Here is a 24,640-nt window from a genome sequence, read left to right as displayed (position 1 = left end):
GATGAACAACCGAGAAATTGTCCAAAAGCTGTGGAACTTGTGCAACGTCTTGCGCGACGACGGCATCACGTACCACCAATATGTCACCGAGCTGACGTATTTGCTGTTTTTGAAAATGATGAAAGAAACCGGGCAAGAATACATCATCCCCGAGCCATACCGTTGGGACGTGCTCGCCAAAAAGGATGGAATCGAGCTGAAAACGTATTACCAACAGCTGCTCATGGCGCTTGGGCAGGAAGAGAACGAACTGTTAAGGCAAATTTACACCGACGCGACATCCAACATCCGTGAGCCGAAAAACTTGGAAAAAATCATCCGCACCATCGACGCCCTTGACTGGTACAACGCGAAAGAAGAAGGGCTCGGCGCCTTGTACGAAGGGCTGCTCGAGAAAAACGCGAGCGAATTGAAATCAGGCGCGGGGCAATATTTCACCCCCCGCGTGCTGATTGACGTCATCGTCGAACTCGTTGACCCGAAGCCCGGCGAGCGCTGCCACGACCCGGCGGCGGGGACGTTCGGCTTTATGATCGCCGCCAGCCGCCACGTCCGGGCGAAAACGGACGACTATTTTGATTTATCGGAAGAAGAAATTCGGTTCCAGAAATATGAAGCGTTCTCCGGGGTCGAGCTCGTCCGCGACACGCACCGCCTCGCGGTCATGAACGCCCTCTTGCATGATGTGCACGGCGACATTTTGCTTGGCGACACGCTCTCTCCCCTTGGCGAACAGCTGAAAGGGTATGACGTCATTTTGACAAACCCGCCGTTTGGCACAAAAAAAGGCGGGGAACGGGCGACACGGACCGACTTTACGTTTATGACGTCAAACAAGCAGCTGAACTTCCTCCAGCACATTTATCGGGCGCTCAGACCAAACGGCAAGGCGCGCGCCGCGGTCGTTGTGCCCGACAACGTGCTGTTTGAAGGCGGCGTCGGCGCCGACATCCGCCGCGACTTGATGGACAAATGCAACGTCCATACGATCTTGCGCTTGCCGACCGGCATTTTCTACGCCCAAGGGGTGAAAACGAACGTCTTGTTCTTCACCCGCGGGGAAACAGACACGGGCAACACGAAAGAAGTATGGGTGTACGATCTTCGCACGAACATGCCGTCGTTTGGCAAGCGCAATCCGCTGACGAAAGACCATTTCGCCGGATTTATGAAAGCCTACACCGCCGAAGACCGCCATCAAGTCGACGATGAACGGTGGAACGTCTTCACCCGCGACGACATCGCCAAAAAAGGCGACAGCCTCGACATCGGTCTCATCGCCGACGAATCGCTGTCCGTGTACGACAACTTGCCCGACCCGATCGACTCGGCTGAAGAAGCGGTGGAGAAATTAGAGCTCGCCATCTCGCTGCTCAATGAAGTCATTGCCGAACTGAAAGCGGCCGAACACCCGACCCGCTACGAACCGGCCAAAACCGAAATGCTCCACGTCGCTGAACGACTCGAGGTGTCAGAACGATGAGCAAGGCCAAACCAAAATCGATGGAACAGCTGCTCGAAGAAGCGCTCGTGCCCAAAGACGAGCAGCCGTACGAAGTGCCGGGGAATTGGGTGTGGGTGAGGTTGGGGCGTATCGTGAAGATTAATCCACCTAAGCCTAAACTGGCGTATGGTGATGATCATATTTGCAGTTTTCTCCCAATGAGTGCGGTTGATCCGGTAGAGGGAAAGATTGCTTATTTGGAGGAACGACCTTTTCGTTCTGTCAAAAAGGGGTACACGTATTTTGAAGAAAACGATATATTATTTGCAAAAATCACCCCTTGTATGGAAAACGGCAATAGCGTCATTACCGAAGGGTTATTAAATGGATTTGGTTTCGGTTCTACAGAGTTTTATGTCATTCGAACTCCTAAAACAGTTGATAATCGTTATATCTATTATCTAGTTCGGTCTGAACGGTTTCGAAAGCAAGCGAAAAATGTAATGGCCGGTGCAGTAGGCCAGCAACGCGTCCCTAAGTTTTTCTTAGAGGCGTATCCGATCGCCTTGCCCCCCCTAAACGAACAAAAACGCATCGCCGATAAAATCGAGCGGCTGTTTGCGAAAATCGACGAAGCGAAGCGGCTGATTGGAGAAGTGAAGGAGTCGATCGAACAGCGGCGGGCGGTCATGTTGGAGAAGGCGTTTAAAGGGCAATTAGGGACAAATGACCCGAGCGAGAAAAGTATATTGGAAACATCCGATGATCTAAGTGAAAAAGACGTTATTCCGAAAGAACAATGGCCTTATGAGGTGCCGGGGAATTGGGTGTGGGTTCGTTTAAAACATTTGGTTGATTTTTTTAGTGGCTCAGCATTTCCGAATCAGTATCAAGGATATAATGATTTAGAAATCCCATTTTATAAAGTAGGGAATCTTAAAGATACTGATTCTAATTACTATATTTATAGTGAAGAAAATACTATTTCTGAAGAAATAAGAGTCAAGTTAAAAGCAAAAAAAGTTCCAAAAGACACTATTCTGTTTGCTAAAATTGGAGAAGCTATAAGACTGAATAGACGCGGTTTAGTTCCGAAGCCAGCATGTATTGATAACAACTTAATGGGGTTTAAATCTAATGAGAATATACTTGACAATAAACTTTTATTATACTGGTCTCTTAAAGAAGATTTTTACAAATATTCTCAAGCTACTGCAGTGCCATCAATTAGAAAAAGCACGTTAGAAGCAATCGCTTTTCCACTGCCTCCCCTAAACGAACAAAAACGCATCGCCGAGAAACTCGACAACTTATTAGAAAAATTAGAGAACGAAAAACAACTCGTTTTGGCAGTGGAGGAAAAGCTCGATTTATTAAAACAATCCGTTCTCCAGAAAGCCTTCCGCGGTGAGTTGGGGACGAATGACCTGAACGATGGACACGCGATGGAGTTGGTCAAAGAAGCGCTGCTCTCGTCAAGCGGACAGCGGTGACGCTGTTCGCTTGATCGAATCATGATTTTGCGTTGTGGAGGATGACGATGAAAATTTATGACGAGCCGTTGGCGATATCAGCGGATCAATGGCTGTCCATGCTAAACGATCGAAGTGTTTTCCATGAAGAGGATGTGGAGTTGATTCGAACCTTATATTATTTCCCAGATTGCCGCGCATCGGGAAAAGAGTTAGCGCGCGTTTTAAACAAAGCGAGCCATTCCCCTTTCAACGCTCAAATAGGAAGGCTGGGAAAACGCATTGTTCGAAAACACCCGGACGTGCAGTTTCCGATGGAAAAAGGAGGGAAAATAAGGTGGTGGCACATTCCATTTTTGGGAGAAGAGCACCCAGGAAGGTACACTTGGCAATTGCGCTCTGAGTTGTGCGAAGCGGTGCGGCGGTACGAGCAGCAAGATATAGATCGTCAAGAAGATGCGCTATTGCCAAGCGAGCTCGAGGATGTTGCACTGCGTGAGGGCGGCAAAAAACTGGTTGCTGTTAATCGGTATGAACGAAATGCAAGAGCGCGCAGGCTTTGCCTGCAAAAGTACGGCTACCGTTGTGTCGTCTGCCAATTTGACTTTGAAGAAGTTTATGGCGAAATCGGGAAAGGATTTATCGAAGTTCATCATCTCATTCCACTGAGTGAGATCGGCGAACAATACACGGTGAACCCATTTGACGATCTGCGTCCAGTCTGTCCAAATTGCCATGCGATGTTGCATCGGGGGAATTTATCTATTGAAGAGCTGCAAAGGATTGTGGAAGCACGCAGAACGATTTCAGTTGCTCATGAACCAAACTGACGGTCAAATAAGCGCAGTGCTTTACAGATTTGGGGCTGAAACTTTCTTTCAACATAGCCATCTGAATCATCACGAGGCAGGCTGAAATGCCTCCCAACCTTTCTGTCTCAAAGGATGAGAGGCATTTTGTCTGCCCGGCCACTGTCGAACCCGGTTGAATCAGAATGATCAAATGATTAACAAGGTGGAATGTAAAACATATACATGTTTTGTTTTACCCGTTTGAATCAAGGGAGTGTTTTGGTGCAATCGTAAACTTTTGCACCATTTCTTGCAACGTTTCTGATACATTCGCCAATGAAGCGGCTGCTGACGCAATCTCTTCCATGGAAGCGAGTTGCTCTTCGGCGGAATGGGCCATTGTTTTGGACGTCTCCATCGTCTTTTCGGCTGCAGCGGCTAGTTCAGCAACGGCTGAATCCAGTTCTTGTATGCCTGCTGAAAGCTGCTGTACGGATGCTGATACGTCTTCCAATTGGGCTGAGATTGTTTTCGAGTTTGCTAAAATTGTGTTGAATTTCTCTGCTGTTTCTTGTGAAGCATCGATGCCGTCTTGAACATTTTGCATCACATCTTCCATGCTCGTTGATGTGTTCTCTACATCTTGATGGATGCTGGACAACAAATGGGTAATTTGTTTTGTCGCTGCTTGCGTTTGTTCGGCCAATTTTCTCACTTCATCGGCCACGACGGCAAATCCCGCCCCATGTTCTCCCGCTCTCGCCGCCTCTATGGCGGCGTTTAAGGAAAGGAGATTCGTCTGCTCCGCGATTTGATGAATCGTGTGGACGACCGCTTCGATTTCTTTTGACCGCTCTTGCAACGTGTGAATCAGTTGTTCTGACCGGAGCACCGCTTGATGAATGTCCTGCATCTGCTTGGCATTTTTTTCTACCGATGTTTTTCCGTCTTCGGCTAAGTTTGTCATATGAACGGACAAGTGGGCGATGGCTGTCGTGCGCTCCGCGATTTGCGAGACGCCCTGCGTCATTTGCTCCATGGCGGCGGCGATTTCATCGGTTTGGCTGCTTTGGCTGTCCGCTCTGCTGGCGACTTCTTGGATGCCGACAGAAACTTGTTCCGTTGACAAGGCTGTTTGCTCCGCGCTCGCTGTCAGTTCCTCTGCAGCCGTGGCGACTTGCTCTGATGCATCCGCGACTCGGGTCAGCATTTGAGAAAGATCGTCTTTCATTTTGTTATAGCTTTCGACAATTTGTCCAATTTCATCACGAGTTCTGTCGTTGATGGCAACCGTAAAGTCTCCATTCCCTGCTCGCTGGAGGGCGCTAGAGACGGCGGCCAATCGAGCATGGATGAGACGCGAGAACCATATTGCGGCTGCTGATGCAATCACGAATATGATGACTGCAGAAAGGACCAATGTTTTCAAAAGGGAAGACACGGCTGTGTCCACATATGTTTGGGGAATCCCAACATAAAACATCCCGATAATTTCTCCGCGATCGTTTTTGATCGGCATATATGCAGCTTGATACCATTGATGTAAAATATTCACTTCACGGAAGAAGGTGTTCCCTTTCTTTAACACTTGTTCCACGACTTCTGGCGGCGCGGTTGTGCCAACAGCCCGTCGATGGTTCACGATAATGTTGGTGGCAACCCGTGTTTCATTTTGAAAGATCGTTGCCGTTCCGCCCGTTAGGTTTCCGATTTCGTCAACGAGTTGATTGTTGCCATTGATTTTCTCGCTTCCTTTATAAAGCGCTCCGTCTTTTACAATCCAACTCCCTTCATATTTTTCGTCAAGATAGCGATAGGCCAAGGAAAGACTGGATTTGACTCTTTCAAGCGTTTCTTTTTGGATTCCCTCTTTGATTTGGATGATGGCAGCAGCCGTCAAAACAGCGGTTAGTAGAACGATGATGCAAAAAAACAAAATATTGATCTTTGTTCCTAGCTTCAAGGTTTTCAATGAGTGCTCCTCCTCTCCATTCTTTGTCAAACATATCCATCATTATAGTAACAAAAGAGGAATTCATAAATAGTGTATTGTTCCTAATTGGGGTTCTATAATGGATCGAACGGATGGAGCGGGGGATGAGTGTGATGGCTTTTAGTTTGTCTTTAGATGGGGGCTGGATCATTTTCAATTGGCATCGCTGAACAGTGGAACGCTGGACGATTTTCAATTATATCGAACTAAATGACGAACTTGTAAAACCGGGCTGAGAAGGGCCCGGTTCCTTCATGTGTGAGCATGAATTTGGAGATGAAAGATTGCGCTCTAAGTCTTGCATAAGCGGAATCCATTGCGATCCTAAGGTTTTTGGAATCACGCCGTCCTGTGCCATCTGCGAATGACAAAACTTGCAAGCAAAATGAGGATAACGGAACCGATCAGGGCTGGGATGATGTTAAATCCACCGATGGTCGGCCCCCAGTTGCCGAGCAGCGCTGTGCCAAGCCAAGCGCCGATGAACCCAGCGATGATGTTGCCGATGATTCCGCCGGGAATATCGCGGCCTGTTAGAAGACCTGCGAGCCAACCGATGACGCCCCCGACAATCAAGCTCCACAAAAATGACATGGATGATTCCTCCCTCAAATCATGAAAAGGATTCTTTCGTATTTATATTGTGCGTCAAAAGGAGCAGCAATTATGCACGCAAAAGCTCCATCATACTTTATCGGCGTGCGTTCTCTGTTTTTGGCGTTTTGTCCGGGGACAGAGTTTTGGCTGCGTATTGGAAACCATTGTGTTCATGATGACGGATAAATCGTCAGCTTCTCTTCCGCCTTCGTGCGCGGCCGGGCAGGGGGGATTTGATCGGAGATCGAAGAAGTCGAGATGCAAAAATCAAAGCCGCGCTTGACTCGCAGTCAAACGCGGTTTTCAGATAAAGGAAAACTAGCGAATGGATTCAAGCTGTTTGGCAAGATGGTGGAGTTTCTTCTCATGCTGGATGGTTTTGGACGCGAGGAAATGGACGGTTTCTTGCGTTTCGGTCAGCTCCACGCGCAAGCCAGCGAATTTTTGTTCGAGTCGGTCGAACCGCTCGTTCACCTCGGCGCGAAATTGCTGCATCTCCGCTCTCAGCTGGTTGGCCGTTTCTTGCATTTCCGCTCTCAACTGATTAGCGGTGTCTTGGATTTCTGCTCTTAGCTGATTAGCAGTGTCTTGGATTTCCGCTCTCAGCTGGCTTCCCATTTCATCAATTTGGGTGCGAATGTCGCGGGAGAATATTTTCAGCGCCTCGACGACTTCTTTCACAACCGTATCGCGTTCCATGCTTGTTCACCTCCTCTTTTTTGATTATACAACGTGGAGTGGGGAAAGAAAACTACGTTTTGAACAAGCTTTTTCTCCGTTTTCATTTGATTGATTGCAGCCTCGTGGGCGAAGTTGGAAAGTTCATGTCAATGATCATGGCGGCGTTTTGAGGGAACGGGAGGATCTGCCTCTTCGTTAATCAAAATATTAGTTTCTCGTTTATCACTTTTAGGGATTTATAATAAGTGATTTCTTATTATAAAAATAATAAACTATTATTTTACTTATTGATAGAAGGGACATATGATAAAAACAGTTATGTGATACCAATAGGGGGGATTAGAGTGGAGAAGCGAAAGATGGCTGTTTGGCCATATTCGACTGCCCATGAAAAAAGTAAACGTTTTTGGTTAGGAGGAGTAGCCTTTACGTTTTCGGTGGCCGTCACTGGAATGGCATTGGCCTCCATACCTGGACTGGATCATTTAGGTTCGCTCGCTTGCGCCATTTTGCTTGCTGTGATGTATCGGCAGCTGTTTGGCTATCCAGAAGCGATTCAACCGGGCATCCAATTTGTTTCAAAATATTTGTTGCGATTGGCCATTATGTTATTTGGTCTAAAGTTGAATATGGATGTTTTGATTCATCAAGGATGGGGGCTTGTCATTCGTGATGCAGCGGTCATTATATTGGCTATTTTCATGATGATTTGGCTTGGCAACATGTTGAAAGCAAGCCCTTCTTTATCTTTATTGTTGGGCATCGGGACGGGGGTATGCGGGGCGGCTGCGATTGCCGCTGTTTCTCCCATTTTGCAGTCGGACGACGACGAAACCGCCATCTCCATCGGAATGATTGCGCTTGTCGGAACGGTGTTTTCGATCGCGTATACACTGCTTCGACCTGTTTTGCCCATTTCGTCTTTACATTACGGGATTTGGAGCGGGATGAGTTTGCATGAAATTGCCCACGTCGCGTTAGCGAGCGCTCCAGCTGGGCAGGATGCATTGGCTATGGCGTTGCTGGCAAAGTTAGGAAGAGTGCTTTGGCTTGTGCCGCTCAGTTTTGCCCTCATTTATTGGAGAAGAAAAAAAGACGGTGGCCAAGAGAGAGGAGAAACGAAAGTAGAATTTCCTTGGTTTTTGCTTGGATTTATCATGATGAGTTTACTTGGTAGTTATGTGCTTGGAAACGCCATTCTTGTTTCTCAAAACGTCTTGAGCTATATCTCTTCCTTCACCTCATTTCTTTTGACGGCGGCGATGGTCGGCCTTGGATTGAATGTTGATTTACGAAAATTGCGGACAAACGGATTGCGTCCTCTTCTTGCCATGTGTATTGTGTCTCTTTTATTGTCTTTTTTATCTTTTTTTATCGCTTAACGTTCAAGGAAAAAGACGGCCCGCAAACGCTGCCGGTCGTCTTTTTATTAGGGAGATGGTGGTCGTGGTGAATGGCTGATTGAAGGTTGGTGAGTACGTACTATGGTTAAAAACAGTTCCATGGCTTTTGTATAAAACGGAGTTTTCGGTGTAACGAGAGAAAAGTGGCGAAAAAATGGTTCATCATTGATCGGGATGATTTTTAACGTACCAAATGAAAGTTCTTTTTTTATCGTCCAGAGAGAGAGAAAGGTCAGCCCCAAACCAGCTTCTACCGCTTCTTTAATGAGCTGTGTACTGCCGAATTCCATGATGGAAGACGGAAAGAAGTTGTGTTTGAGAAAAAATTCGTCCGTTGCTTTTCTTGTTCCAGATCCTGTTTCACGAACAATCCATGTGGCGTTGCGGAGGTCTTCCATCTGCACCGTCTCTTTTTGGGCATACGGATGATGAGCAGAAGCAACGACAACCATTTGATCTTGGGCAAATGGTTCAATATATACATTTTTCGGTTCGATATCCATTTCGATAATCCCCACATCCAGCTGATGGCCGCGCACCATTTCAACAATTTCATTCGAGTTCCCGATCGTGATGGTTGGTTTGATGAGTGGATAGTGTTGATGCAATTTTGCGATCATCTGTGGAAGAACATACTCGCCATACGTGTAGCTGGCCCCAATTGACAGCTCTCCGCTGGCTCGATTCATTAAATCATCAAGCAGTTGATTCATGCGTGTATACAGTCCGAGTATTTCTTTCGCATAGTGATAAACAATTTCGCCGGCTTTATTCAATTTGACGTACTTGTTTGTCCTGTACAGAAGTTTCGTATCGAATAATCGCTCTAGGGTTTGGATGTGCTGGCTGACAGCAGGCTGTGTCATATGCAGCTCCTCAGCTGTTTTCGTGAAGTTTCCTTTTTCCACTACTTTTACGAACACGTATAGCAACTGATCCAAGGTTGTCCCTCCAAACTTTGTTTGAATATACGCTTAGTTTATCATGGGTTTCGGTTAACGCCAATCCATTCATCTCCTGTTTTTCGGTGATTCAAGGAAAAGATCCATGGGCAACTTTTGCCCTCCACCCGGGCATGAAAATCCCCCTCTTCTCTCGCAAAGAGCCGTTCCACCAACTACAACTGAAAGGCAGACAGGTTATATGAGATGCCTATCAAGTCATGATCCAAATGAATTTGTCACGGATTCAGGTTTTTCGTATTTCACCTAAATTTCACCTTCCTCCAGTAAAGTAATAAATCGATCACATTCTTGACATTATGCAGCAGTCATTTCGATGTAAGGGGGAAGCAGATTGAGAAAGAATTATGTGAAAATGGTGCTCGACTTGTCCATGGCGATTACGTTTGTGTTGTTAATGAATCCAAGGGTGTTCAACGGGTTGCCGTTTCATGAAATGGCCGGTTTAGTAATAGCAGTAGCTATTCTTATTCATATCGGGTTGAATTATCGCTGGGTGATCAACACGATGAAAAAAATTTTTGCTCTGGAACTCCCGCGAAAAACACGGTTCAGTTTTTTATTAAACATCTTGCTGCTTATTTCGATGACAACGGTCATTGTATCCGGAATTTTGATTTCGCGAGTCGTTTTTCCGAATCTTGCCATCGAAGGCAACCACTTTGTTCGCGGGATTCACGACCTTTCCGCCAATATGACGCTCGCATTAGTAGGTCTTCATATTGGCGTACATTGGCAATGGATTATGAGTACTTGTAAAAAGGCGTTTAAATCGAAAGAAGGAAAATGGAGAAAGGGCGTTATTGCCTCTGCTGTGCTGTCGCTTGCTGTCTTAGCCGGCGGAATGTATTGGATTTCATTAAACGTCAAGCCCAGAGAAGGGGATTTCAAACCGAAATTTGCTGAACAAAACGCCCCATCATTTGATGAAAAAACGGCTGGAACAATGCCAACGCCGCCGGACGGAGAGATACGGGACGGAAAATTCCGTAAAGAACGGGGAAGCAACAACCCGCTACTCGCCCTACTTACCTACTTTGTCATTTGGGCCGCGATCATCATCCCTACTTACTATTTTGAAAAACGAATGTTGAAAAATAAACGTGCAAAGGAAGCGAGTGTGTAAACTTTCTATTGCTAGGCTAGCAAAGTTATTTGTGGTAAACTAATGAGGGGGAGCACTGGGGAGGTGCTCTCCTTGTTTATTATGCGCATATAGAGAAGGAGGAATAAACCGATGAATAAAAAGTTTCCAGAAGGATTTTTATGGGGAGGGGCGACGGCTGCCAATCAAATTGAAGGTGGATGGAATGAAGGGAATAAAGGCTTGAGTATTGCGGATGTTCTTCCCGGCGGGAAAGAACGACTAAAATTATTGAAAGAACCAGGTTTTACCTTTGAAATCGACAAAGAAAAATATAATTACCCAAACCATGAAGCGATTGACTTTTACCATCGGTATAAAGAGGATATTGCCTTGTTTGCGGAAATGGGGTTTAAAGCGTTTCGCCTGTCGATTGCGTGGACGCGCATCTTCCCGAACGGCACGGAATCGGAACCGAATGAAGAAGGGATTGTCTTCTATGATCAGGTGTTCGATGAGTTACATAAATACGGGATTGAGCCCGTCGTGACGATTTCCCACTATGAAATGCCGCTCCATTTGGCGAAAGAATATGGCGGCTGGCGCAACCGGGAGCTCGTGGCGTTGTTTGAACGTTACGCGAGAGCGATTTTTGAGCGTTACAAGGAGAAAGTGAAATATTGGATGACGTTTAACGAAATTAACGGCGCGCTCCATTTTCCGCTCATGAGCATGGGGTTTGTGCCGGAAAGCGAAGAGACGAAGTACCAGGAGCTGTTTCAAGCGTTCCATCATCAGTTTGTCGCCAGCAGCCTAGCGGTGAAGGCGTGCCGCGAGATCATTCCTGACGCAAAAATCGGCTGCATGATTCTCGCCGCCCCGGTGTACCCGTACGACTGCAATCCGGAAAACGTCATGCATGCGCTTGAAGAGGAGCGGCTGTTAAATTTCTTTTGCGCCGACGTTCAAGTGCGCGGCGAGTATCCGCCCTTTATCCAGCGCGTATTCGATGAGCGCGGGGTGAAACTCGATATTCGCGAAGGGGATCTTGAACTGATCAAGGAGCATACGGTCGACTACATTGGCTTAAGCTACTATATGTCCGTGACGCAGAAAAAAGATAAAACGGATGATGAGCGGATTTTTGGCAATGTTTTTGATGGAGTGAAAAATCCATTCCTGAAAGCGAGCGACTGGGGATGGGAAATCGACCCTACAGGGTTGCGCATCATTTTAAACCGGTTGTATGATCGATATCGCGTGCCGCTTTTTATTGTAGAAAATGGGCTGGGAGCGTATGACAAAGTGGAAGAAGACGGCTCGATTCACGACGATTATCGGATCGATTATTTGCGTCGGCATATTGAAGCTGCGCGCGAAGCGATCGCCGATGGCGTCGACTTGCTCGGCTATCTCGTATGGGGCTGCATCGATTTAGTAAGCGCGTCAACTGGCGAGTTTTCGAAACGGTACGGGTTGATTTACGTCGATAGACATGATGATGGCAGCGGGACATTGGAGCGGAAAAAGAAAAAGTCGTTTGATTGGTATCAAACCGTCATTGCGACGAATGGAGAACAAATATGAGACAAAAGGAGTGGATCATATTGGTTATTGTAGCAGCAACAAACGACCGTTATGCACAACCTTTACCGCTCCCATCGGCATAAGCGCTTGGATGTTGACCGTTAAGGAGGTGGTGTGATTGTTTGAGTGTATATCGATTCTGATTCCGTACAAACCTGATAATGGGATTCGGGATATCAATTTCAATTGGATTAAAACCTTTTACGAAATGATGATTCCCGAAGTGGAAATTTGCGTCGGGGTTTCTGCCGATGAGCCGTTTAACCGGGCGCGGGCGATTAATTTGGCGGCCAAACAGGCGACCCGAGACATATTCGTGATTGTCGAGGGCGATATTTTTTGCGATCCCGAAGTGATGAGGGATGCGCCATGGGTCATCCCTTTCCGGAAGATCGTCGGAATCTCCGAGGAAAACTCCAAACATCTCGTAAGTGCCCCCTCCCCCCGACGTGGCCGGTTGAGGTGACGGACTTTGACATCATTCATACGTCACCGTTCACTTATGTTGGCGGATTCAACGTCATCCCCCGCGAGCATTTTTTGGCGGTTGGCGGATTTGATGAACGGTTTTCCGGATGGGGAGGGGAGGATGATGCGTTTAGCAGCGCCGTGAATACGTTGTGCGGCCATTATAAGCGGCTCGAGCACACGATTTATCACTTATGGCATCCGGTCGTCGGCTACGAAAACAACCTCGCATAGCGAATCACCGTAAGCATGCCGCCCATTCCCCCCATTGCATGTGCGTTCGTCGTATGGTGAGGTTTATGACAGTGAAAGACCCAATTTCCCGGGTTGTTGGCCAAAAATTCGATGTTCCATGTTTCTCCTGGCGCTACATTAATCGTGTTTCGTTTTAATCTTGCCATCATAGGAATCGGATTTCCATCAACGGCGGTGACAATAAAATCATGCCCGTGAAAATGCATCGGATGAGAATCCATACTTACATTGCCAAGGCGAATACGGACGCGTTCGCCATATCGGACGAATAAAGGAGCGGTATCAGGATAGGCTTTGCCGTTAATTGTGAAAAAATTAAACATCATTGACATTGGATCGATGTCATATATATTTGAAGCCGATTGTTTGGAAGGATGATCATTCATTGGATGGCTGCTAGTTTGCTGATGCATCTCCATCTGCACAGCCCACTCTTGAAGCAACAGAACATAATCGCGGTCCACAGGTTCTTCGTATATGCCGCGCGAAATAAGCATGCCTGCTAATCCCATTAACTCTTGTTTTGCATCATGGACATGGCTGTGGTACATAAACGTTCCTGACTGTTGGATGCGAAATTCATACGTAAAACTTTCCCCCGGTTGGATCATCGGGCTGCCCCCAGGGCCGGGTACGCCGTCCATTCGGTTGGAAACAATTAATCCGTGCCAATGGACGGATGTCGCTTCTGGCAAACGGTTTTCGACTGTAATTTGAACATAGTCCCCTTGATTGACAAGAATCGTCGGCCCGGGAATACTTCCGTTGTATCCATACCCGCGGATTTTAATTCCGTTTACCAACTCATGCACGACCGGTTCCGCCCGCAAGTGAAATTGTTTTACCCCGTTTTTGAGAACCCGAAATGGCGCATCTTTTACATTGGGCGTGATAATAGGCGTTTGAGTGTAAATTAGCACATTATTTCAGAATCCCTTTTTCAAATTATTTCAGATGGATTCCGAAATAATGCGCAAAGTTTTTGCGGATTATTGCGGATTTTGCACATTCTTTCGGAACGTTTGCACGCTCTTTCAGATGAAGAATTTCCAGCGCGCCTGATGGACCGATGGAAAAGAGAAAGCACAAAAGAGGCCGATTTGGCCCCTTTCGTGCTAATACCCCATTTCCTCTGCAGCCCATGCGCACCACTTCTTCGTCAATGACGTCCTTTTTCAGCTGATGCCCGTACAGCAGGCACGTCGTGGCCAACGTGTTGATGACACGGGGCCAACCACGTGATTGCAGGACAATCGCCTCTAACGCCGATGGGGTGAAGATCGGATGCTTCGCCCCGGCCTGTTTCATCCGATGCTCGATGTAGCCCGCCACCTCTTCCTTCTCCAGCGGCCCCATCCGGCATCGCATGATGATCCGCTGGTCGAGAGGGCGGTGCTGATTGAGCCGCAGCTTCCCCTGTAAATGGGGCAGCCCGGCCAAAATCAAGACAAATGGGTTGGTCGAATCCATCTCAAAGTTGAACAAGATGGCGATGTCTTGTAAAAAGGCATCCTTGGCCAAATGCATCTCGTCCAAAATGAACACCGGCGTGATCCGCCGTTCATGATGCAATCGCTCGATCGCCTGCTGGATTTGGCGGAAGAGGTCCACCTTGCGGTATTTCGGTTCTTCCCCCAACCCAAGGGCCAGACCGCGGTAAAAATCCATCACGCCTCCGGTCGATAACGGGAAGTAGACCACATGATACAAAGAAGGGGACAACGATTCCTTCCACGCCCGAAGGGCGAACGTCTTGCCCGCCCCCGGCTCTCCGATCAACAGCCCGATTCCCCGCGTTCGCTTCACGTACTCCAGCGCCCGCAGCGCTTCTTGAAACGCCGCCCCTTGATACGCCTCGGACGGGTCGGTTTCTTTCGCAAACGGCTCCCGCGAGAGGGAATAAAACGTTTTATACATCCTGTTCGCCCTCCTTCGCCGAAACCGCCGCAAACGGCGACCGGTGGCGCTTCACATAGGCGTTATCCTCCAAACGCACCCGAATGGCTTCCGCCACCCGTTTGCCATCTTCGTACACATAGACGCCTCGTTCGTCATAGCGGAGCTCAATCGATTGCCCAATGAACCGAGGCGGCACTTCGTATAGCTGTTTATTCAGGGTGATCGTGCCATCGGCTTTCACCTTGCGGTGCTCCCGTTTCAGAAAAATCGCGTCCAGCCAATCGATGTCTTCGATCCACACCACTCGTTCCACTTGGGACTGAAACACCTCATGCGGCGTTTTCCCATCCAGCGAGGCGTGAGGCTTTCGATGATACTCTTCTTCAAGCCACTTCCAAAAACGCTCGTTCAACTCGTCAAGCGATTTCGGCGGATTCAGCTCCAACAGTGGATAAAACCGTGTCTGTACGGTGCGGAAGAACCGTTCGATTTTTCCCTTGCTTTGCGGGTCATACGGCTGAGTGTGGATGAGTGTAATCCCCATCTCGGCGCACGCATACTGCAGCACCTCGGATCGATAAATTTTCCCATTGTCCGAGTAAATGCGCTTCGGCTTCCCGCAACGAAGCACCGCTTCCTTTGTGACGATCCGCAGCCCGTCAAACTTCTCCGAAGGGAAACTATACATACGGCACCAACCGCGAGCAGTCATCGATATAGGCGATCAAAAACGTTTTCTGGGCTTTCCCATGGACGCGAATCGTGGGTCCATGGGATAAGTCCCCTTGCCATAGCTCATTGATCTGGTCATACGCAAAACGCTTTCGCTCCGGCATCGGCAAGATTTCTTTTCCCACCAGGTTGTGTTTTTTCAACAGTCGGTATATAGTAAAGTATGAGAGGGTGGTGGGAATGTCCCCCTGCTTGGTGAGTTGTTCGTAGAATAGGGTCACGGGCATGGTGGGATGTTCCTTCCTCAATGCTAGAATATGATCCTCATCATCGGGGGACAGACGTCTGGAGCGGCCGCGGTCCGAACGGCGCCTCGGCTTCAAGGCGTCGAAGCCCCCTTTTTTGTATCGGGCGCACCAATCCAGAATCGTCTTCGCCGCAATGGGTTTGTCCCCTTGATGAGGAATCGAATGCACTCGCCCGCCCACTTCATTCAAATACGCTTTGGGCTCCACCTGGCCATTCACCAACGGAGCGATCAGCCCGTACCGAAACAGCGCGATGTCGTGTCTCATCGATTCATCCATCCGGATCTCCTCCCTGTCTCCCTGTGATGTTGGACCGTCCCGGTCCCTCTGCCTCCTATCTTACGAAACGGCTCGAGATTCGTCGAGAGGAAGGGTTTGTGGGAACATCAATCATCTCCATTTTTGGTGTTAGGAGGGATATTAGGAAACCATTTGATCCGCAAACGGATGCCACCTCTCGTTTGTCCACAGGTCTTGGATGATCGAGCCCACCCCCCGTCCCTCCAAGGTCTGCATCCACCAGACCGCCCGTTCCGTTCTTGCGTTCCCTACAGGGCCGATGATCCCCACCTTCTCACCGCCGCGTGATGCAAGCGGGAAAGATTCCGTAAAAATCGTCGGACATAAAATAAGATGACCTCCTTGGTGGGAAAAACAACCTGTTTGGTCTTCGCTCCTCGCCTTGGCGTTTCGAACCATGCTTTGACCGCTTGCCAGATGACCGATCGTGTATATTGAACATACGGGAGGAGGAAAGAAGGCAGCACACTCACGGTTTTGCGGCACTCTCGCGAGCGTATCGTGCGATCCAAAGGCGATACTCCCCCTCTGCCGTCAACGCATAGCGTTGGTAGTATCCGTGACGATGCAAGGGGCGGCGGGATGGACAGTGGGGGCATTGGCTCACGTCAGGAAAATCGTTCCCTTTCCCACGATCCGTATACGTTTGAATGTCAATGCCAAAGTCGTGAAACTGGATCACACTTCCTCCCCCCTCTCCTTGAAACGAATGGAAATCTTCGTCCGAAACAATTCACAAAAAAATTAGCACATTCCTTCAGAAAAGGGGAGAGGGCTTTCTGAAAGAATGTGCAAAAAAAATGGGCGTTTTGTGCTGAAATAAAATGATAATTTACAGTTCATGTTCATTCCTTGCCGGGGAAAACAGCCGAGGTGACGTTCATACCAATCGAACGCGGTGTGTTTCGATTTTATTGTACGGTTCCAGGGCATAAAGAATCTGGTATGGTTGGATTTGCGAAAGTTTCATAAGATGATTGGCTGCCGAGATCTTCTCGGCATTTGTTTTGACCAATAGAAGGCGTGGCGACTAAAAGGGAAATGAACTTTTGTGAAAGCCTTGACAAATATTTGTAGGTTTTTATCAATATTTTCTCCACACTTTTTCTCTATTCTGAAAGTAAAGCAAAAGGGGAGAGGATGAAAACGTTGTGGATCAATTTTTGGCTGCATCAAGTGTGAATGGGAGTATTGACAAATGCTAAAGATGCGGAAAAGGGTGCTTGGAGTTCCAATTAGATTTTTCATTCAAGTCAGGCGAAATTATGACATAAATGGTTAGCGATAGGTGAGAATGATTTTTAGATCATGGAGGAGGTGATGAGGATGATGAGCGGGATGATGAGTGGCTGGGGGATGATGGGGTTTGGCATTCTCGGCTGGTTTCTTAATTTGCTTGCCATTGGATTGGTCGTGTATTTTGCAGTAAAACTCGCATTGCGCGATAAATGCTGATCGATTCGCCTCTTATTTCACGCACCTCCCTACTATTAGAGGAGGCAAGGAGGGGAAATCTTATGTTGAATCGACGAGAGTTTCTTAGCAGGTCGTTAAAGGGGGCGGCTGGACTGCTGGCTGTTTCGGTATTGCCTGCAGCAACGATAAGAAAACAGTCAATACAAGTTCAATGGCCAATCTCGGTCCTCTAAGCGAATTAGAAAAGGGAGAATTCCCTAAAAAGGTGCCGTATAAAGTCACCATAAAAGATGCATGGACCAAACAGGAAAGGGAAGGGTTTGTCTACATTAACAAAAATGAAGATGGTTCTTTACTCATTATGTCCCCGATTTGCACCCATCTAGGGTGTACCGTTGGAGATGCTGAGGAGAACATGCAGAAAACAGGCATCCGCTTTTTATGTCCGTGCCACGCAGGGCAATATGACGAATACGGTATCAATGTAGGGGGGCCACCGCCAAGACCGTTAGATACATTTGACGCTTATATTCAAGATGGCAATGTGTATATTGCCGTACTGAGCCCGAGGAAAAGGGAAAAATGAAAATCCGTTATTCCGCAGAAAAGCAGCAGGCTGGAACGTCCAACCTGCTGCTTTTTCCTTTACGGCATGATGCTGATCCCGTTGGGCATTTCGCCTACTTGAACCGTTTGGATTACTTTGTCTTGTTCTTGATCAATGACGCTCACGGTGTTGTCGAACATACTTGTAACGAAAACATACTTGTCATCCGGGCTTGTGACGATCTCATGTGCTCCGTTTCCTGTTTCAATTGTGGCCACGCCTTGTTTTGTTTTTAAGTTTATCTTGCTTACAGAATGAGATGGTGCCTCTTTCGTCCCTTGAGTACAGGACATCCTTGTTGCACATTATACCCATTACCCGTATAATGTAATTAAAAGAGGTGATGTTTGATGAACCATTATGAAGATCATCATGTGGATAAGAAAATGGTTCCACGAACAGAACAGGAAATCGAACGCATTATCAAGCGCTTGAAGCGCATCGAAGGACAAGTGCGCGGTGTGCAAAAAATGGTGGAGGACAATCGGTATTGCATCGATATTTTAGTGCAAATTTCAGCGATCAGAGCGGCGTTGAACCAAGTCGGGCTGCAGCTGATTGAACGCCACGTGAGCCATTGCGTGGCGAAAGCGATCCGTGAAGGGAGCGAAGACGAATCGATTCGCGAATTGATGGATGTGATGAAACAATTTTCGAAGTAAGGGAGGGAAAGGGAAATGGGAGAGCCGAAAACCGTGACGCTGAAGGTGACCGGCATGACATGCGCCGCGTGCGCCAATCGGATTGAGAAAGTATTGAATAAGATGGACGGCGTCAAAGCCCATGTCAATTTGGCCATGGAAAAAGCAACGATTCAATACGATCCATCGAAGCAAACGATCGCCGATATCGAAACGAAAATTGAGAATTTGGGGTATGGCGTTGCGACGGAAAAAGTGACGCTTGATATTGAAGGAATGACATGTGCGGCCTGTGCGACGCGGATTGAAAAAGGGTTGAATCGGATGGAAGGTGTGACAAGCGCTGCTGTCAACTTGGCGACAAACAGCGCGGTGGTCGAATACAAGGAGGGTGTTGCATCTGTCGAAGACATTTTAGAGAAAATCAAAAAGCTTGGGTATAAGGGGCAAATTCGAAACGAAGAACAAGACGATGCTGGCCGGAAAGAAGAGCGGCTGAAACAAAAACAACGGCAACTTGCCATTTCTATCATCTTATCGTTGCCGCTGCTTTATACGATGCTGGCTCATATGCCGTTTGCTATTGGCTTGCCGATGCCGCAGCTCTTGATGAATCCGTGGTTTCAGCTTCTTTTAGCTACACCTGTTCAGTTCTACATCGGCGGTCCTTTCTATGTCGGGGCGTACCGGGCGTTGCGAAACAAGAGCGCGAACATGGACGTCCTAGTGGCGCTTGGAACATCGGCCGCGTACGTTTACAGCTTGTACGAAGCTTTTCGGACACTTGGGAATCCTGACTATATGCCGAGACTGTATTTTGAAACAAGCGCCGTCTTGATTACGCTTGTGCTTGTCGGCAAATACTTTGAGGCTCTTGCGAAAGGGCGAACAACCGAAGCGATCTCGAAGCTAGTCAGCCTGCAGGCAAAGGAAGCTACTGTCATCCGTAATGGGGAAGAAATAAAAGTTCCGCTCGAGGAAGTGGTGATCGGCGATACGATCCTTGTCAAGCCAGGAGAAAAAATCCCGGTGGACGGTACAGTCATCTCCGGCGCCTCTTCCGTAGACGAATCGATGATTACCGGTGAATCGATTCCGGTTGATAAGAAGGAAGGCGACTATGTGATCGGAGCGACCATTAATACAAATGGGGTGCTGACCATTCGAGCAGAAAAAGTAGGAAAAGATACAGCACTTGCCAATATCATTAAAATCGTCGAAGAGGCGCAAGGTTCGAAAGCTCCGATTCAGCGGATGGCAGATGTCATTTCGGGTATTTTCGTACCAATTGTTGTCGGAATTGCGGTTGTTGCATTTATGATCTGGTACTTCTTTGCTGCGCCGGGTGATTTGGCGAAAGCGCTTGAGGCGGCCATCGCCGTTCTTGTCATCGCGTGCCCTTGTGCGCTCGGTTTGGCCACACCGACATCGATTATGGTCGGCACCGGCAAAGGGGCAGAACAGGGAATTCTCTTTAAAGGAGGTGAGTACCTAGAGAGAACGCATCAAATCAATGCCGTATTACTCGATAAAACAGGAACCGTGACAAAAGGAAAACCGGAAGTCACCGATGTGCTGGCCTTCCGCGAGGACATGCTCGATTATGCGGTTTCCGCCGAGAGCGCTTCGGAGCATCCGCTGGCTCATGCGATTGTTGAATACGGGAAGAAACAAGCGATTTCGATGAAGCCATTGGAGCACTTCTCCGCCATTACCGGCCACGGAATTGAAGCTGTCATTGACGGAAAAAGCATCCTTATTGGGACGCGAAAATTGATGAAGGAACGCTCTGTAGCGATTTCTGTGCATGAAGATAAAATGGTAGAGCTTGAAAAACAAGGGAAAACAGTGATGCTCGTTGCCATCGATGGACAGCTTGCCGGCATCATTGCTGTCGCGGATACGGTAAAAGAAAGCTCCAAAGAAGCAATTCAAACATTAAAACAAATGGGTATCGATGTCTATATGGCAACAGGGGACAATCAACGGACAGCGGAAGCGATCGCTAAACAAGTCAGTATCGATCATGTCTATGCAGAGATGCTTCCGGAAGACAAAGCGAACATCGTCGAGGAATTGCAAAAGCAAGGGAAACGAGTGGCGATGGTCGGTGATGGAATTAATGACGCTCCAGCTCTTGCGAAAGCGGATATTGGGATGGCGATTGGCACGGGAGCTGATGTCGCCATCGAGACCGCGGACGTGACCTTGGTCGGCGGCGATTTGCGCCATATCCCGAAAGCCATTGAGTTGAGCCGCCAAACGATGAAAAACATTCGGCAAAATCTGTTCTGGGCGTTGTTTTATAATACGATTGGCATTCCGGTCGCCGCTTTCGGATTATTGGAACCATGGATCGCGGGGGCAGCGATGGCATTTAGCTCTGTATCCGTTGTGACCAACGCGCTTCGTTTGAAACGCGTGAAAATATAAACATTTAAGGAGGAATGGATGATGACGATTACATTACAAGTACAAGGAATGACATGCGGACATTGCAAAGCGGCGGTGACCAATGCCCTTCAAGCGTTGGATGGCGTCAGCCGTGTAGAAGTGCATTTGCAAGAAGGAACTGTCGATGTGGAGTATGATGAAACAAAGGTCAGCGTAGAAAAACTGAAAGAAGCGATTGAAGAGCAAGGATATGATGTGAAATAACATACGGAAGGTGCCCCGAAGTGATGACGGGGCACTTTTTTATCCAGAGCGTAACGGGACATTGTCATCGCCTAAACGAGTTCTCGGCTGGGGAAAGTTTTTTCTCTTCTTGAAGAATATCGAGAAAGCGAGATGTTATAATGAAAATAACAGGCGCGGAAAAAGGGGGGATTTATTTGCTATCACAACAAGACATCCTTAATGAAATGTCGAAATGTTTAGATTTGTGGAAGAAAAAGTATGGTGTGAAGCGAATCGGGTTATTTGGCTCGTACAGTCGGGGGGAACAAAGGGAATCAAGTGACATTGATGTGTTGGTAGAATTTATGGATAATGCGGTGACGTTTGATCATTATATGGAGTTGAAACTGAGTTTGGAAGATCATTTTCAAAAACCAGTGGATTTAGTGATTGTAGATGATATCAAACCAGGATTAAAGCCAACTATTTTAAGGAGTGTTAAGTATGCAGAGGGATCCTAGCGTCTTTTTGCAAGATATTTTGGCTGCTTCAGACAAATGGAAAAACGACTAGGATCAGCCAGCATTTTTCACTAAATCGTCAGCCCTCTAAGCGAAGCGTAGGTGGCGGGTGGTTCACACCTATACATGGTAATAAGGAAAGAGGAGCTGACCCAAAACGCATTTGTGTTTTGGGTCAGCCCCTTGAGCTTTTTTATTCACCTTTATTGGTTGTGTCATTCGGATCTGGAGTATAGTCCGATTTGTAGTCGGTATATTTGACTTCTGTCACCATTCCCGCTGAAGCATGGTGCAAGTCATGGCAATGGAACATCCAATTTCCCGGATTATCCGCTTTAAACGCGACGACATATTCTTCACCAGGGTTTACATTTAAGGAATCCTTTATCAATGGAGAGCCTGTGACCGGCTTGCCGTTTTTGCTTAACACTTGGAAGAAATGGCCGTGTAAATGCATCGGATGTACATCCATCGGCGAGTTGTTCACGATTTTTACTTTTACGAAATCTCCTGTCTTCACATGAATAGGCGCTGTGTCAGGATACGTTTTCCCATTAATCGTGAAAATCATGCCATTTTTGCCCATGGCCGTTCCTAAATCCATTGTATACTCTACATCATATTTTTGGTCTAACGTAAATGGACCTGTTTCATATTTTCCATATGTTGTCATATCCACGACAGGGAGGTTTTCTTTTGCATTTGCTTTGTCCGTATTGTTTGCTTGTCCTTCGTATTGAATTTTCACTTTCATGCCATCGGTGCCTTTCATATTGCCGTGGCATTCCAGCAGCCATTCACCCGGGTTATTGGCGATAAACTCAATGTCGTAGCGCTCACCCGGAGCGATATTCAACAGTTCATCTTTGATTGGTTGCGGGTTCTTTAACGGTTGGCCGTCCGTTGCGACAATTTTAAACTCATGTCCATGCAAATGAAGCTTGTGGGACATGTACCCTGCATTGACAAGACGAAGTCGCACTTTTTCGCCTTTTTTCACTTTTAACGGTTCAATAGCCGCTCCGCTTTTTCCGTTAATCGTGAAAATATCGTACATATTCATATTATGTCCCATGCTGCTCATATCCATTTGTTGGCCATCGGAACTATTTCCATGTCCCATATGGCTATGGTTCATGCTGCTCATATTCATGTCCATATGGCTTTCGGCGTCCGGGTCGCTCATCCATTCATCTAATACAAGCGTGTAATCTCGATCGACTTTTTCTTCATTTTTCGGTTCTACGATTAATGTACCGTATAATCCCTTGTCCACTTGCTCGGCGCTTTTTTGATGGGAATGATACCAATACGTTCCCGGCACGGTTGCTGTAAATTCATACGTAAACGTTTCACCCGGTTTAATGGCGTCCATCGTGACACCCGGTACTCCATCTTGGTTATTTGGAACAGGGTAGCCGTGCCAGTGAATCGTTGTCGGTTCCGGCAATTCATTTTTTACTACGATTTTTACTTTGTCTCCTTGCTTCACGCGGATTTGTGCACCAGGCACGGATCCATTATACGTGTATACCGGGAGTTTGATTTGACCATTAATGGGTAATAACGCTTCCTTCGCAGTAAGGTGAATTTCTTTCTCGGATAATACTTCTGTATTGGTTGCTAAAGGCAATTGCTGCTTGCTCGTTTCAGCGGAAGTATTTTCTTTTTCCATATTCATGCCGGACATGTCGTGTCCCTGCATGGAAGATGGATTTGAGCAAGCTGCGCCAATCGCTGCTACTCCTGCGAAAATGGCGCCAAGCAGCCATTTTTTCATGTCGTTTTCCCTCCTTAAGCTTGTAGTGGGAGATGCAATGATATGATAAAAAATAGATGTGCAAAATGTATGGAGAAAATCGTTCAACTGAAATGTAAAAAAAGGCAAGCGATTCGGATTCACCGATGTCTAACGGTGGTAGGTAATCGCCTGCCGTCCCATTTGAACCCAAGCGTCGATAAAGTCTTGTTTCGGCGCTTTTTGGTTTTTGACAGCGGTCAATGGATCATTGAAATAAATGTACTGCTCATCGTATCCCGTAATGAGCACCGCGTGTTCCCGGTACGTGATTTTGATCGGGCCTTGCGGGGTTTGCCATTCCCGAAAGGCAGAGGGAGGAAGAGGACGAAAGGTGGTGTTGGTGATCACCCAAACCGGTGTGCCTTTGGCCAAGTATGTATAGATGTTCTCAAACGATTGCCCTGTTAAGTCGATGATTTGGTTAGGCAAGTACCGCTCAGCCAACTGCTTGATCGGCTTATGGTACACGCCGTATCCAGGCTTCGATAACGTATACATATCGCCGACAAACCCTTCATTTGGGTGGCCGTAAAACACTTGGCCATTTCGCACTTGATACGGAGTAGGATTTTTCTTGATTTGTTTCGCCAACGTCATCTTATCGACGCGAATGCCGGCATGATTCAAGAGCATGGCCAAGCTGGTTACTTCGCATCCCCTCGGCAGTTCCGGAAGCTGAGACAAAAGGGGGGCGTCAATCAGGACGGATGTCCTTAGCGCTTGTTTCTTTGAAGAGGCAACTGATCGATTCGCCTCCTTTGCTTGATTGCTGGGGGACGGATTGGTTTCTCTGCTGTTTCTGTTCTGTATGAAGGCTTTGATGGCATCGCCTGTCTGGGCCGAACTTGCATAATAGGATAATGAGGCGGCCAATAGCAAGAAACAGGAAATATACAATCCGAGCGACAGTTGATCCATCCTCCCGTTTAGAGGTCTTCTCAAGAGAACAAAACAAAGGGAAACGATGAGAAAAGTCAAAAAAAGGATAAACGCTAACAAGCCATTCTCAACTCCTTTATAACACGTGTGTGTTTTTATAGTAACAGATCGATGTGCAAAAATGGTGAAATTCACACTTTCTCCATACTTTATCGTTAATATTATGAGGAACTGAAAATC

General features: G+C 47.3%; 22 protein-coding genes and 4 pseudogenes. 14 read left to right on the top strand and 12 right to left on the bottom strand.

Translation table 11 applies throughout. The features are described from left to right. The first annotated feature begins 1 nt into the window (after position 1). From GC56T3_RS13895 to GC56T3_RS18855, 3 genes are read left to right on the top strand one after another with little or no spacing between them, the layout of a single operon-like run. Positions 2–1,483: a type I restriction-modification system subunit M gene (locus GC56T3_RS13895; RefSeq protein WP_013146029.1), complete on the top strand. Its 1,482-nt coding sequence runs from the start codon at positions 2–4 to the stop codon at positions 1,481–1,483. Then, positions 1,480–2,937, top strand: coding sequence for a restriction endonuclease subunit S (locus GC56T3_RS13890; protein ID WP_013146028.1), 1,458 nt, complete (start codon positions 1,480–1,482; stop codon positions 2,935–2,937). The genes GC56T3_RS13895 and GC56T3_RS13890 overlap by 4 nt, the downstream gene beginning before the upstream one ends. A gap of 47 nt (positions 2,938–2,984) precedes the next feature. Then, a complete protein-coding gene (locus GC56T3_RS18855) occupies positions 2,985–3,746 on the top strand; it encodes an HNH endonuclease (protein ID WP_013146027.1) in 762 nt (253 codons plus the stop codon). Positions 3,747–3,960: 214 nt separating this feature from the next. On the opposite strand, the gene GC56T3_RS13880 is transcribed toward GC56T3_RS18855, so the two are convergent. The 3 genes from GC56T3_RS13880 to GC56T3_RS13870 all read right to left on the bottom strand — a co-directional run bounded on the left by GC56T3_RS13880 (position 3,961) and on the right by GC56T3_RS13870 (position 6,996). Continuing rightward, positions 3,961–5,679 carry a methyl-accepting chemotaxis protein gene (locus GC56T3_RS13880; protein WP_013146026.1) on the bottom strand — a complete coding sequence of 573 codons (1,719 nt, stop codon included), beginning with the start codon at positions 5,677–5,679 and terminating at the stop codon, positions 3,961–3,963. Between the two features lie 360 nt (positions 5,680–6,039). Beyond that, a complete protein-coding gene (locus GC56T3_RS13875) occupies positions 6,040–6,294 on the bottom strand; it encodes a GlsB/YeaQ/YmgE family stress response membrane protein (RefSeq protein ID WP_013146025.1) in 255 nt (84 codons plus the stop codon). 321 nt (positions 6,295–6,615) lie between these two features. After that, complete coding sequence (locus GC56T3_RS13870; RefSeq protein ID WP_013146024.1) at positions 6,616–6,996, bottom strand: hypothetical protein; 381 nt, start codon at positions 6,994–6,996, stop codon at positions 6,616–6,618. Between the two features lie 341 nt (positions 6,997–7,337). Here GC56T3_RS13870 and GC56T3_RS13865 point away from each other — a divergent pair, with 341 nt between their 5' ends. Beyond that, positions 7,338–8,360 (top strand): YeiH family protein, encoded by a 1,023-nt coding sequence (locus GC56T3_RS13865; protein WP_013146023.1) that lies wholly within the window; start codon positions 7,338–7,340, stop codon positions 8,358–8,360. 47 nt (positions 8,361–8,407) lie between these two features. Here GC56T3_RS13865 and GC56T3_RS13860 read toward each other — a convergent pair whose 3' ends face one another. After that, a complete protein-coding gene (locus tag GC56T3_RS13860) occupies positions 8,408–9,322 on the bottom strand; it encodes a LysR family transcriptional regulator (RefSeq protein ID WP_013146022.1) in 915 nt (304 codons plus the stop codon). Between the two features lie 355 nt (positions 9,323–9,677). On the opposite strand from GC56T3_RS13860, the gene GC56T3_RS13855 reads away from it, so the two are divergent. After that, positions 9,678–10,469, top strand: coding sequence for a DUF4405 domain-containing protein (locus GC56T3_RS13855; RefSeq protein ID WP_013146021.1), 792 nt, complete (start codon positions 9,678–9,680; stop codon positions 10,467–10,469). Between the two features lie 111 nt (positions 10,470–10,580). Then, entirely contained in the window at positions 10,581–12,014 is a 1,434-nt protein-coding gene (locus GC56T3_RS13850) for a glycoside hydrolase family 1 protein (RefSeq protein ID WP_013146020.1), read from the top strand. Positions 12,015–12,063: 49 nt separating this feature from the next. Here the strand turns inward: GC56T3_RS13850 and GC56T3_RS19725 are convergent, their stop codons facing one another. Continuing rightward, positions 12,064–12,438, bottom strand: coding sequence for a hypothetical protein (locus GC56T3_RS19725; RefSeq protein WP_193568244.1), 375 nt, complete (start codon positions 12,436–12,438; stop codon positions 12,064–12,066). A gap of 38 nt (positions 12,439–12,476) precedes the next feature. On the opposite strand from GC56T3_RS19725, the gene GC56T3_RS18145 reads away from it, so the two are divergent. Beyond that, complete coding sequence (locus tag GC56T3_RS18145) at positions 12,477–12,716, top strand: galactosyltransferase-related protein (protein WP_013146018.1); 240 nt, start codon at positions 12,477–12,479, stop codon at positions 12,714–12,716. On the opposite strand, the gene GC56T3_RS13840 is transcribed toward GC56T3_RS18145, so the two are convergent. From GC56T3_RS13840 to GC56T3_RS13825, 4 genes and pseudogenes are all read right to left on the bottom strand, one after another. After that, positions 12,695–13,657 carry a multicopper oxidase family protein gene (locus GC56T3_RS13840; protein WP_013146017.1) on the bottom strand — a complete coding sequence of 321 codons (963 nt, stop codon included), beginning with the start codon at positions 13,655–13,657 and terminating at the stop codon, positions 12,695–12,697. The two genes, GC56T3_RS18145 and GC56T3_RS13840, sit on opposite strands and share 22 nt — an antisense overlap. A gap of 195 nt (positions 13,658–13,852) precedes the next feature. After that, positions 13,853–14,654, bottom strand: a pseudogene (locus GC56T3_RS13835) (ExeA family protein). Beyond that, a pseudogene (locus GC56T3_RS13830) lies at positions 14,647–15,895 on the bottom strand (IS481 family transposase). Before GC56T3_RS13830 ends, GC56T3_RS13835 begins: the two co-directional pseudogenes overlap by 8 nt. A gap of 141 nt (positions 15,896–16,036) precedes the next feature. After that, a pseudogene (locus tag GC56T3_RS13825) lies at positions 16,037–16,598 on the bottom strand (DUF6431 domain-containing protein). 155 nt (positions 16,599–16,753) lie between these two features. Between GC56T3_RS13825 and GC56T3_RS19410 the strand changes: the two are divergent. The 3 genes and pseudogenes from GC56T3_RS19410 to GC56T3_RS13820 all read left to right on the top strand — a co-directional run. Next, positions 16,754–16,888: pseudogene (locus GC56T3_RS19410) on the top strand (plastocyanin/azurin family copper-binding protein); the annotation flags it as partial. 354 nt (positions 16,889–17,242) lie between these two features. Continuing rightward, positions 17,243–17,371, top strand: a complete 129-nt coding sequence (locus tag GC56T3_RS20210) for a hypothetical protein (protein WP_013146016.1) — start codon at positions 17,243–17,245, stop codon at positions 17,369–17,371. Positions 17,372–17,597: 226 nt separating this feature from the next. After that, positions 17,598–17,918 (top strand): ubiquinol-cytochrome c reductase iron-sulfur subunit, encoded by a 321-nt coding sequence (locus GC56T3_RS13820; RefSeq protein WP_230982743.1) that lies wholly within the window; start codon positions 17,598–17,600, stop codon positions 17,916–17,918. A gap of 59 nt (positions 17,919–17,977) precedes the next feature. Here the strand turns inward: GC56T3_RS13820 and GC56T3_RS13815 are convergent, their stop codons facing one another. Further along, positions 17,978–18,232 carry a YncE family protein gene (locus GC56T3_RS13815; protein ID WP_041468523.1) on the bottom strand — a complete coding sequence of 85 codons (255 nt, stop codon included), beginning with the start codon at positions 18,230–18,232 and terminating at the stop codon, positions 17,978–17,980. A 57-nt stretch (positions 18,233–18,289) separates the two neighbouring features. Here GC56T3_RS13815 and GC56T3_RS13810 point away from each other — a divergent pair, with 57 nt between their 5' ends. The 4 genes from GC56T3_RS13810 (at position 18,290) to GC56T3_RS13795 (ending at position 21,720) form a co-directional block, all read left to right on the top strand. Further along, a complete protein-coding gene (locus GC56T3_RS13810; protein ID WP_013146014.1) occupies positions 18,290–18,601 on the top strand; it encodes a metal-sensing transcriptional repressor in 312 nt (103 codons plus the stop codon). Positions 18,602–18,616: 15 nt separating this feature from the next. Continuing rightward, positions 18,617–21,013 carry a heavy metal translocating P-type ATPase gene (locus GC56T3_RS13805; RefSeq protein WP_013146013.1) on the top strand — a complete coding sequence of 799 codons (2,397 nt, stop codon included), beginning with the start codon at positions 18,617–18,619 and terminating at the stop codon, positions 21,011–21,013. A 21-nt stretch (positions 21,014–21,034) separates the two neighbouring features. After that, positions 21,035–21,238 (top strand): copper chaperone CopZ, encoded by a 204-nt coding sequence (gene copZ / locus GC56T3_RS13800; RefSeq protein ID WP_011230404.1) that lies wholly within the window; start codon positions 21,035–21,037, stop codon positions 21,236–21,238. Positions 21,239–21,378: 140 nt separating this feature from the next. Continuing rightward, positions 21,379–21,720 (top strand): nucleotidyltransferase family protein, encoded by a 342-nt coding sequence (locus GC56T3_RS13795; RefSeq protein WP_013146011.1) that lies wholly within the window; start codon positions 21,379–21,381, stop codon positions 21,718–21,720. A gap of 193 nt (positions 21,721–21,913) precedes the next feature. On the opposite strand, the gene GC56T3_RS13790 is transcribed toward GC56T3_RS13795, so the two are convergent. Then, a complete protein-coding gene (locus tag GC56T3_RS13790; RefSeq protein WP_013146010.1) occupies positions 21,914–23,500 on the bottom strand; it encodes a multicopper oxidase family protein in 1,587 nt (528 codons plus the stop codon). Between the two features lie 129 nt (positions 23,501–23,629). After that, the gene (locus tag GC56T3_RS13785) at positions 23,630–24,520 is read right to left on the bottom strand and encodes a C39 family peptidase (protein WP_013146009.1); all 891 of its coding nucleotides are present in this window, start codon (positions 24,518–24,520) and stop codon (positions 23,630–23,632) included. Between the last annotated feature and the right edge of the window lie 120 nt (positions 24,521–24,640).

The organism is Geobacillus sp. C56-T3 (genome assembly GCF_000092445.1).
Lineage (GTDB): Bacteria > Bacillota > Bacilli > Bacillales > Anoxybacillaceae > Geobacillus > Geobacillus thermoleovorans.
Note: the sequence above shows the minus strand (reverse complement) of the source record. Positions and strands in the feature narration are given on the sequence as shown.

What these genes read in the sequence shown, in the direction of transcription:
- GC56T3_RS13795 (WP_013146011.1), top strand. Translation starts at nt 21,379, where the DNA reads ATGAAAATAACAGGCGCGGAAAAAGGGGGGATTTATTTGCTATCACAA.
- GC56T3_RS19725 (WP_193568244.1), bottom strand. Translation starts at nt 12,438, where the DNA reads ATGTTTGGAGTTTTCCTCGGAGATTCCGACGATCTTCCGGAAAGGGAT.
- GC56T3_RS20210 (WP_013146016.1), top strand. Translation starts at nt 17,243, where the DNA reads ATGATGAGCGGGATGATGAGTGGCTGGGGGATGATGGGGTTTGGCATT.
- GC56T3_RS13875 (WP_013146025.1), bottom strand. Translation starts at nt 6,294, where the DNA reads ATGTCATTTTTGTGGAGCTTGATTGTCGGGGGCGTCATCGGTTGGCTC.
- GC56T3_RS13870 (WP_013146024.1), bottom strand. Translation starts at nt 6,996, where the DNA reads ATGGAACGCGATACGGTTGTGAAAGAAGTCGTCGAGGCGCTGAAAATA.
- GC56T3_RS13790 (WP_013146010.1), bottom strand. Translation starts at nt 23,500, where the DNA reads ATGAAAAAATGGCTGCTTGGCGCCATTTTCGCAGGAGTAGCAGCGATT.
- GC56T3_RS13850 (WP_013146020.1), top strand. Translation starts at nt 10,581, where the DNA reads ATGAATAAAAAGTTTCCAGAAGGATTTTTATGGGGAGGGGCGACGGCT.
- GC56T3_RS13810 (WP_013146014.1), top strand. Translation starts at nt 18,290, where the DNA reads ATGAACCATTATGAAGATCATCATGTGGATAAGAAAATGGTTCCACGA.
- GC56T3_RS13805 (WP_013146013.1), top strand. Translation starts at nt 18,617, where the DNA reads ATGGGAGAGCCGAAAACCGTGACGCTGAAGGTGACCGGCATGACATGC.
- GC56T3_RS13890 (WP_013146028.1), top strand. Translation starts at nt 1,480, where the DNA reads ATGAGCAAGGCCAAACCAAAATCGATGGAACAGCTGCTCGAAGAAGCG.
- copZ (WP_011230404.1), top strand. Translation starts at nt 21,035, where the DNA reads ATGACGATTACATTACAAGTACAAGGAATGACATGCGGACATTGCAAA.
- GC56T3_RS13895 (WP_013146029.1), top strand. Translation starts at nt 2, where the DNA reads ATGAACAACCGAGAAATTGTCCAAAAGCTGTGGAACTTGTGCAACGTC.
- GC56T3_RS18855 (WP_013146027.1), top strand. Translation starts at nt 2,985, where the DNA reads ATGAAAATTTATGACGAGCCGTTGGCGATATCAGCGGATCAATGGCTG.
- GC56T3_RS13815 (WP_041468523.1), bottom strand. Translation starts at nt 18,232, where the DNA reads ATGTCCTGTACTCAAGGGACGAAAGAGGCACCATCTCATTCTGTAAGC.
- GC56T3_RS13865 (WP_013146023.1), top strand. Translation starts at nt 7,338, where the DNA reads ATGGCTGTTTGGCCATATTCGACTGCCCATGAAAAAAGTAAACGTTTT.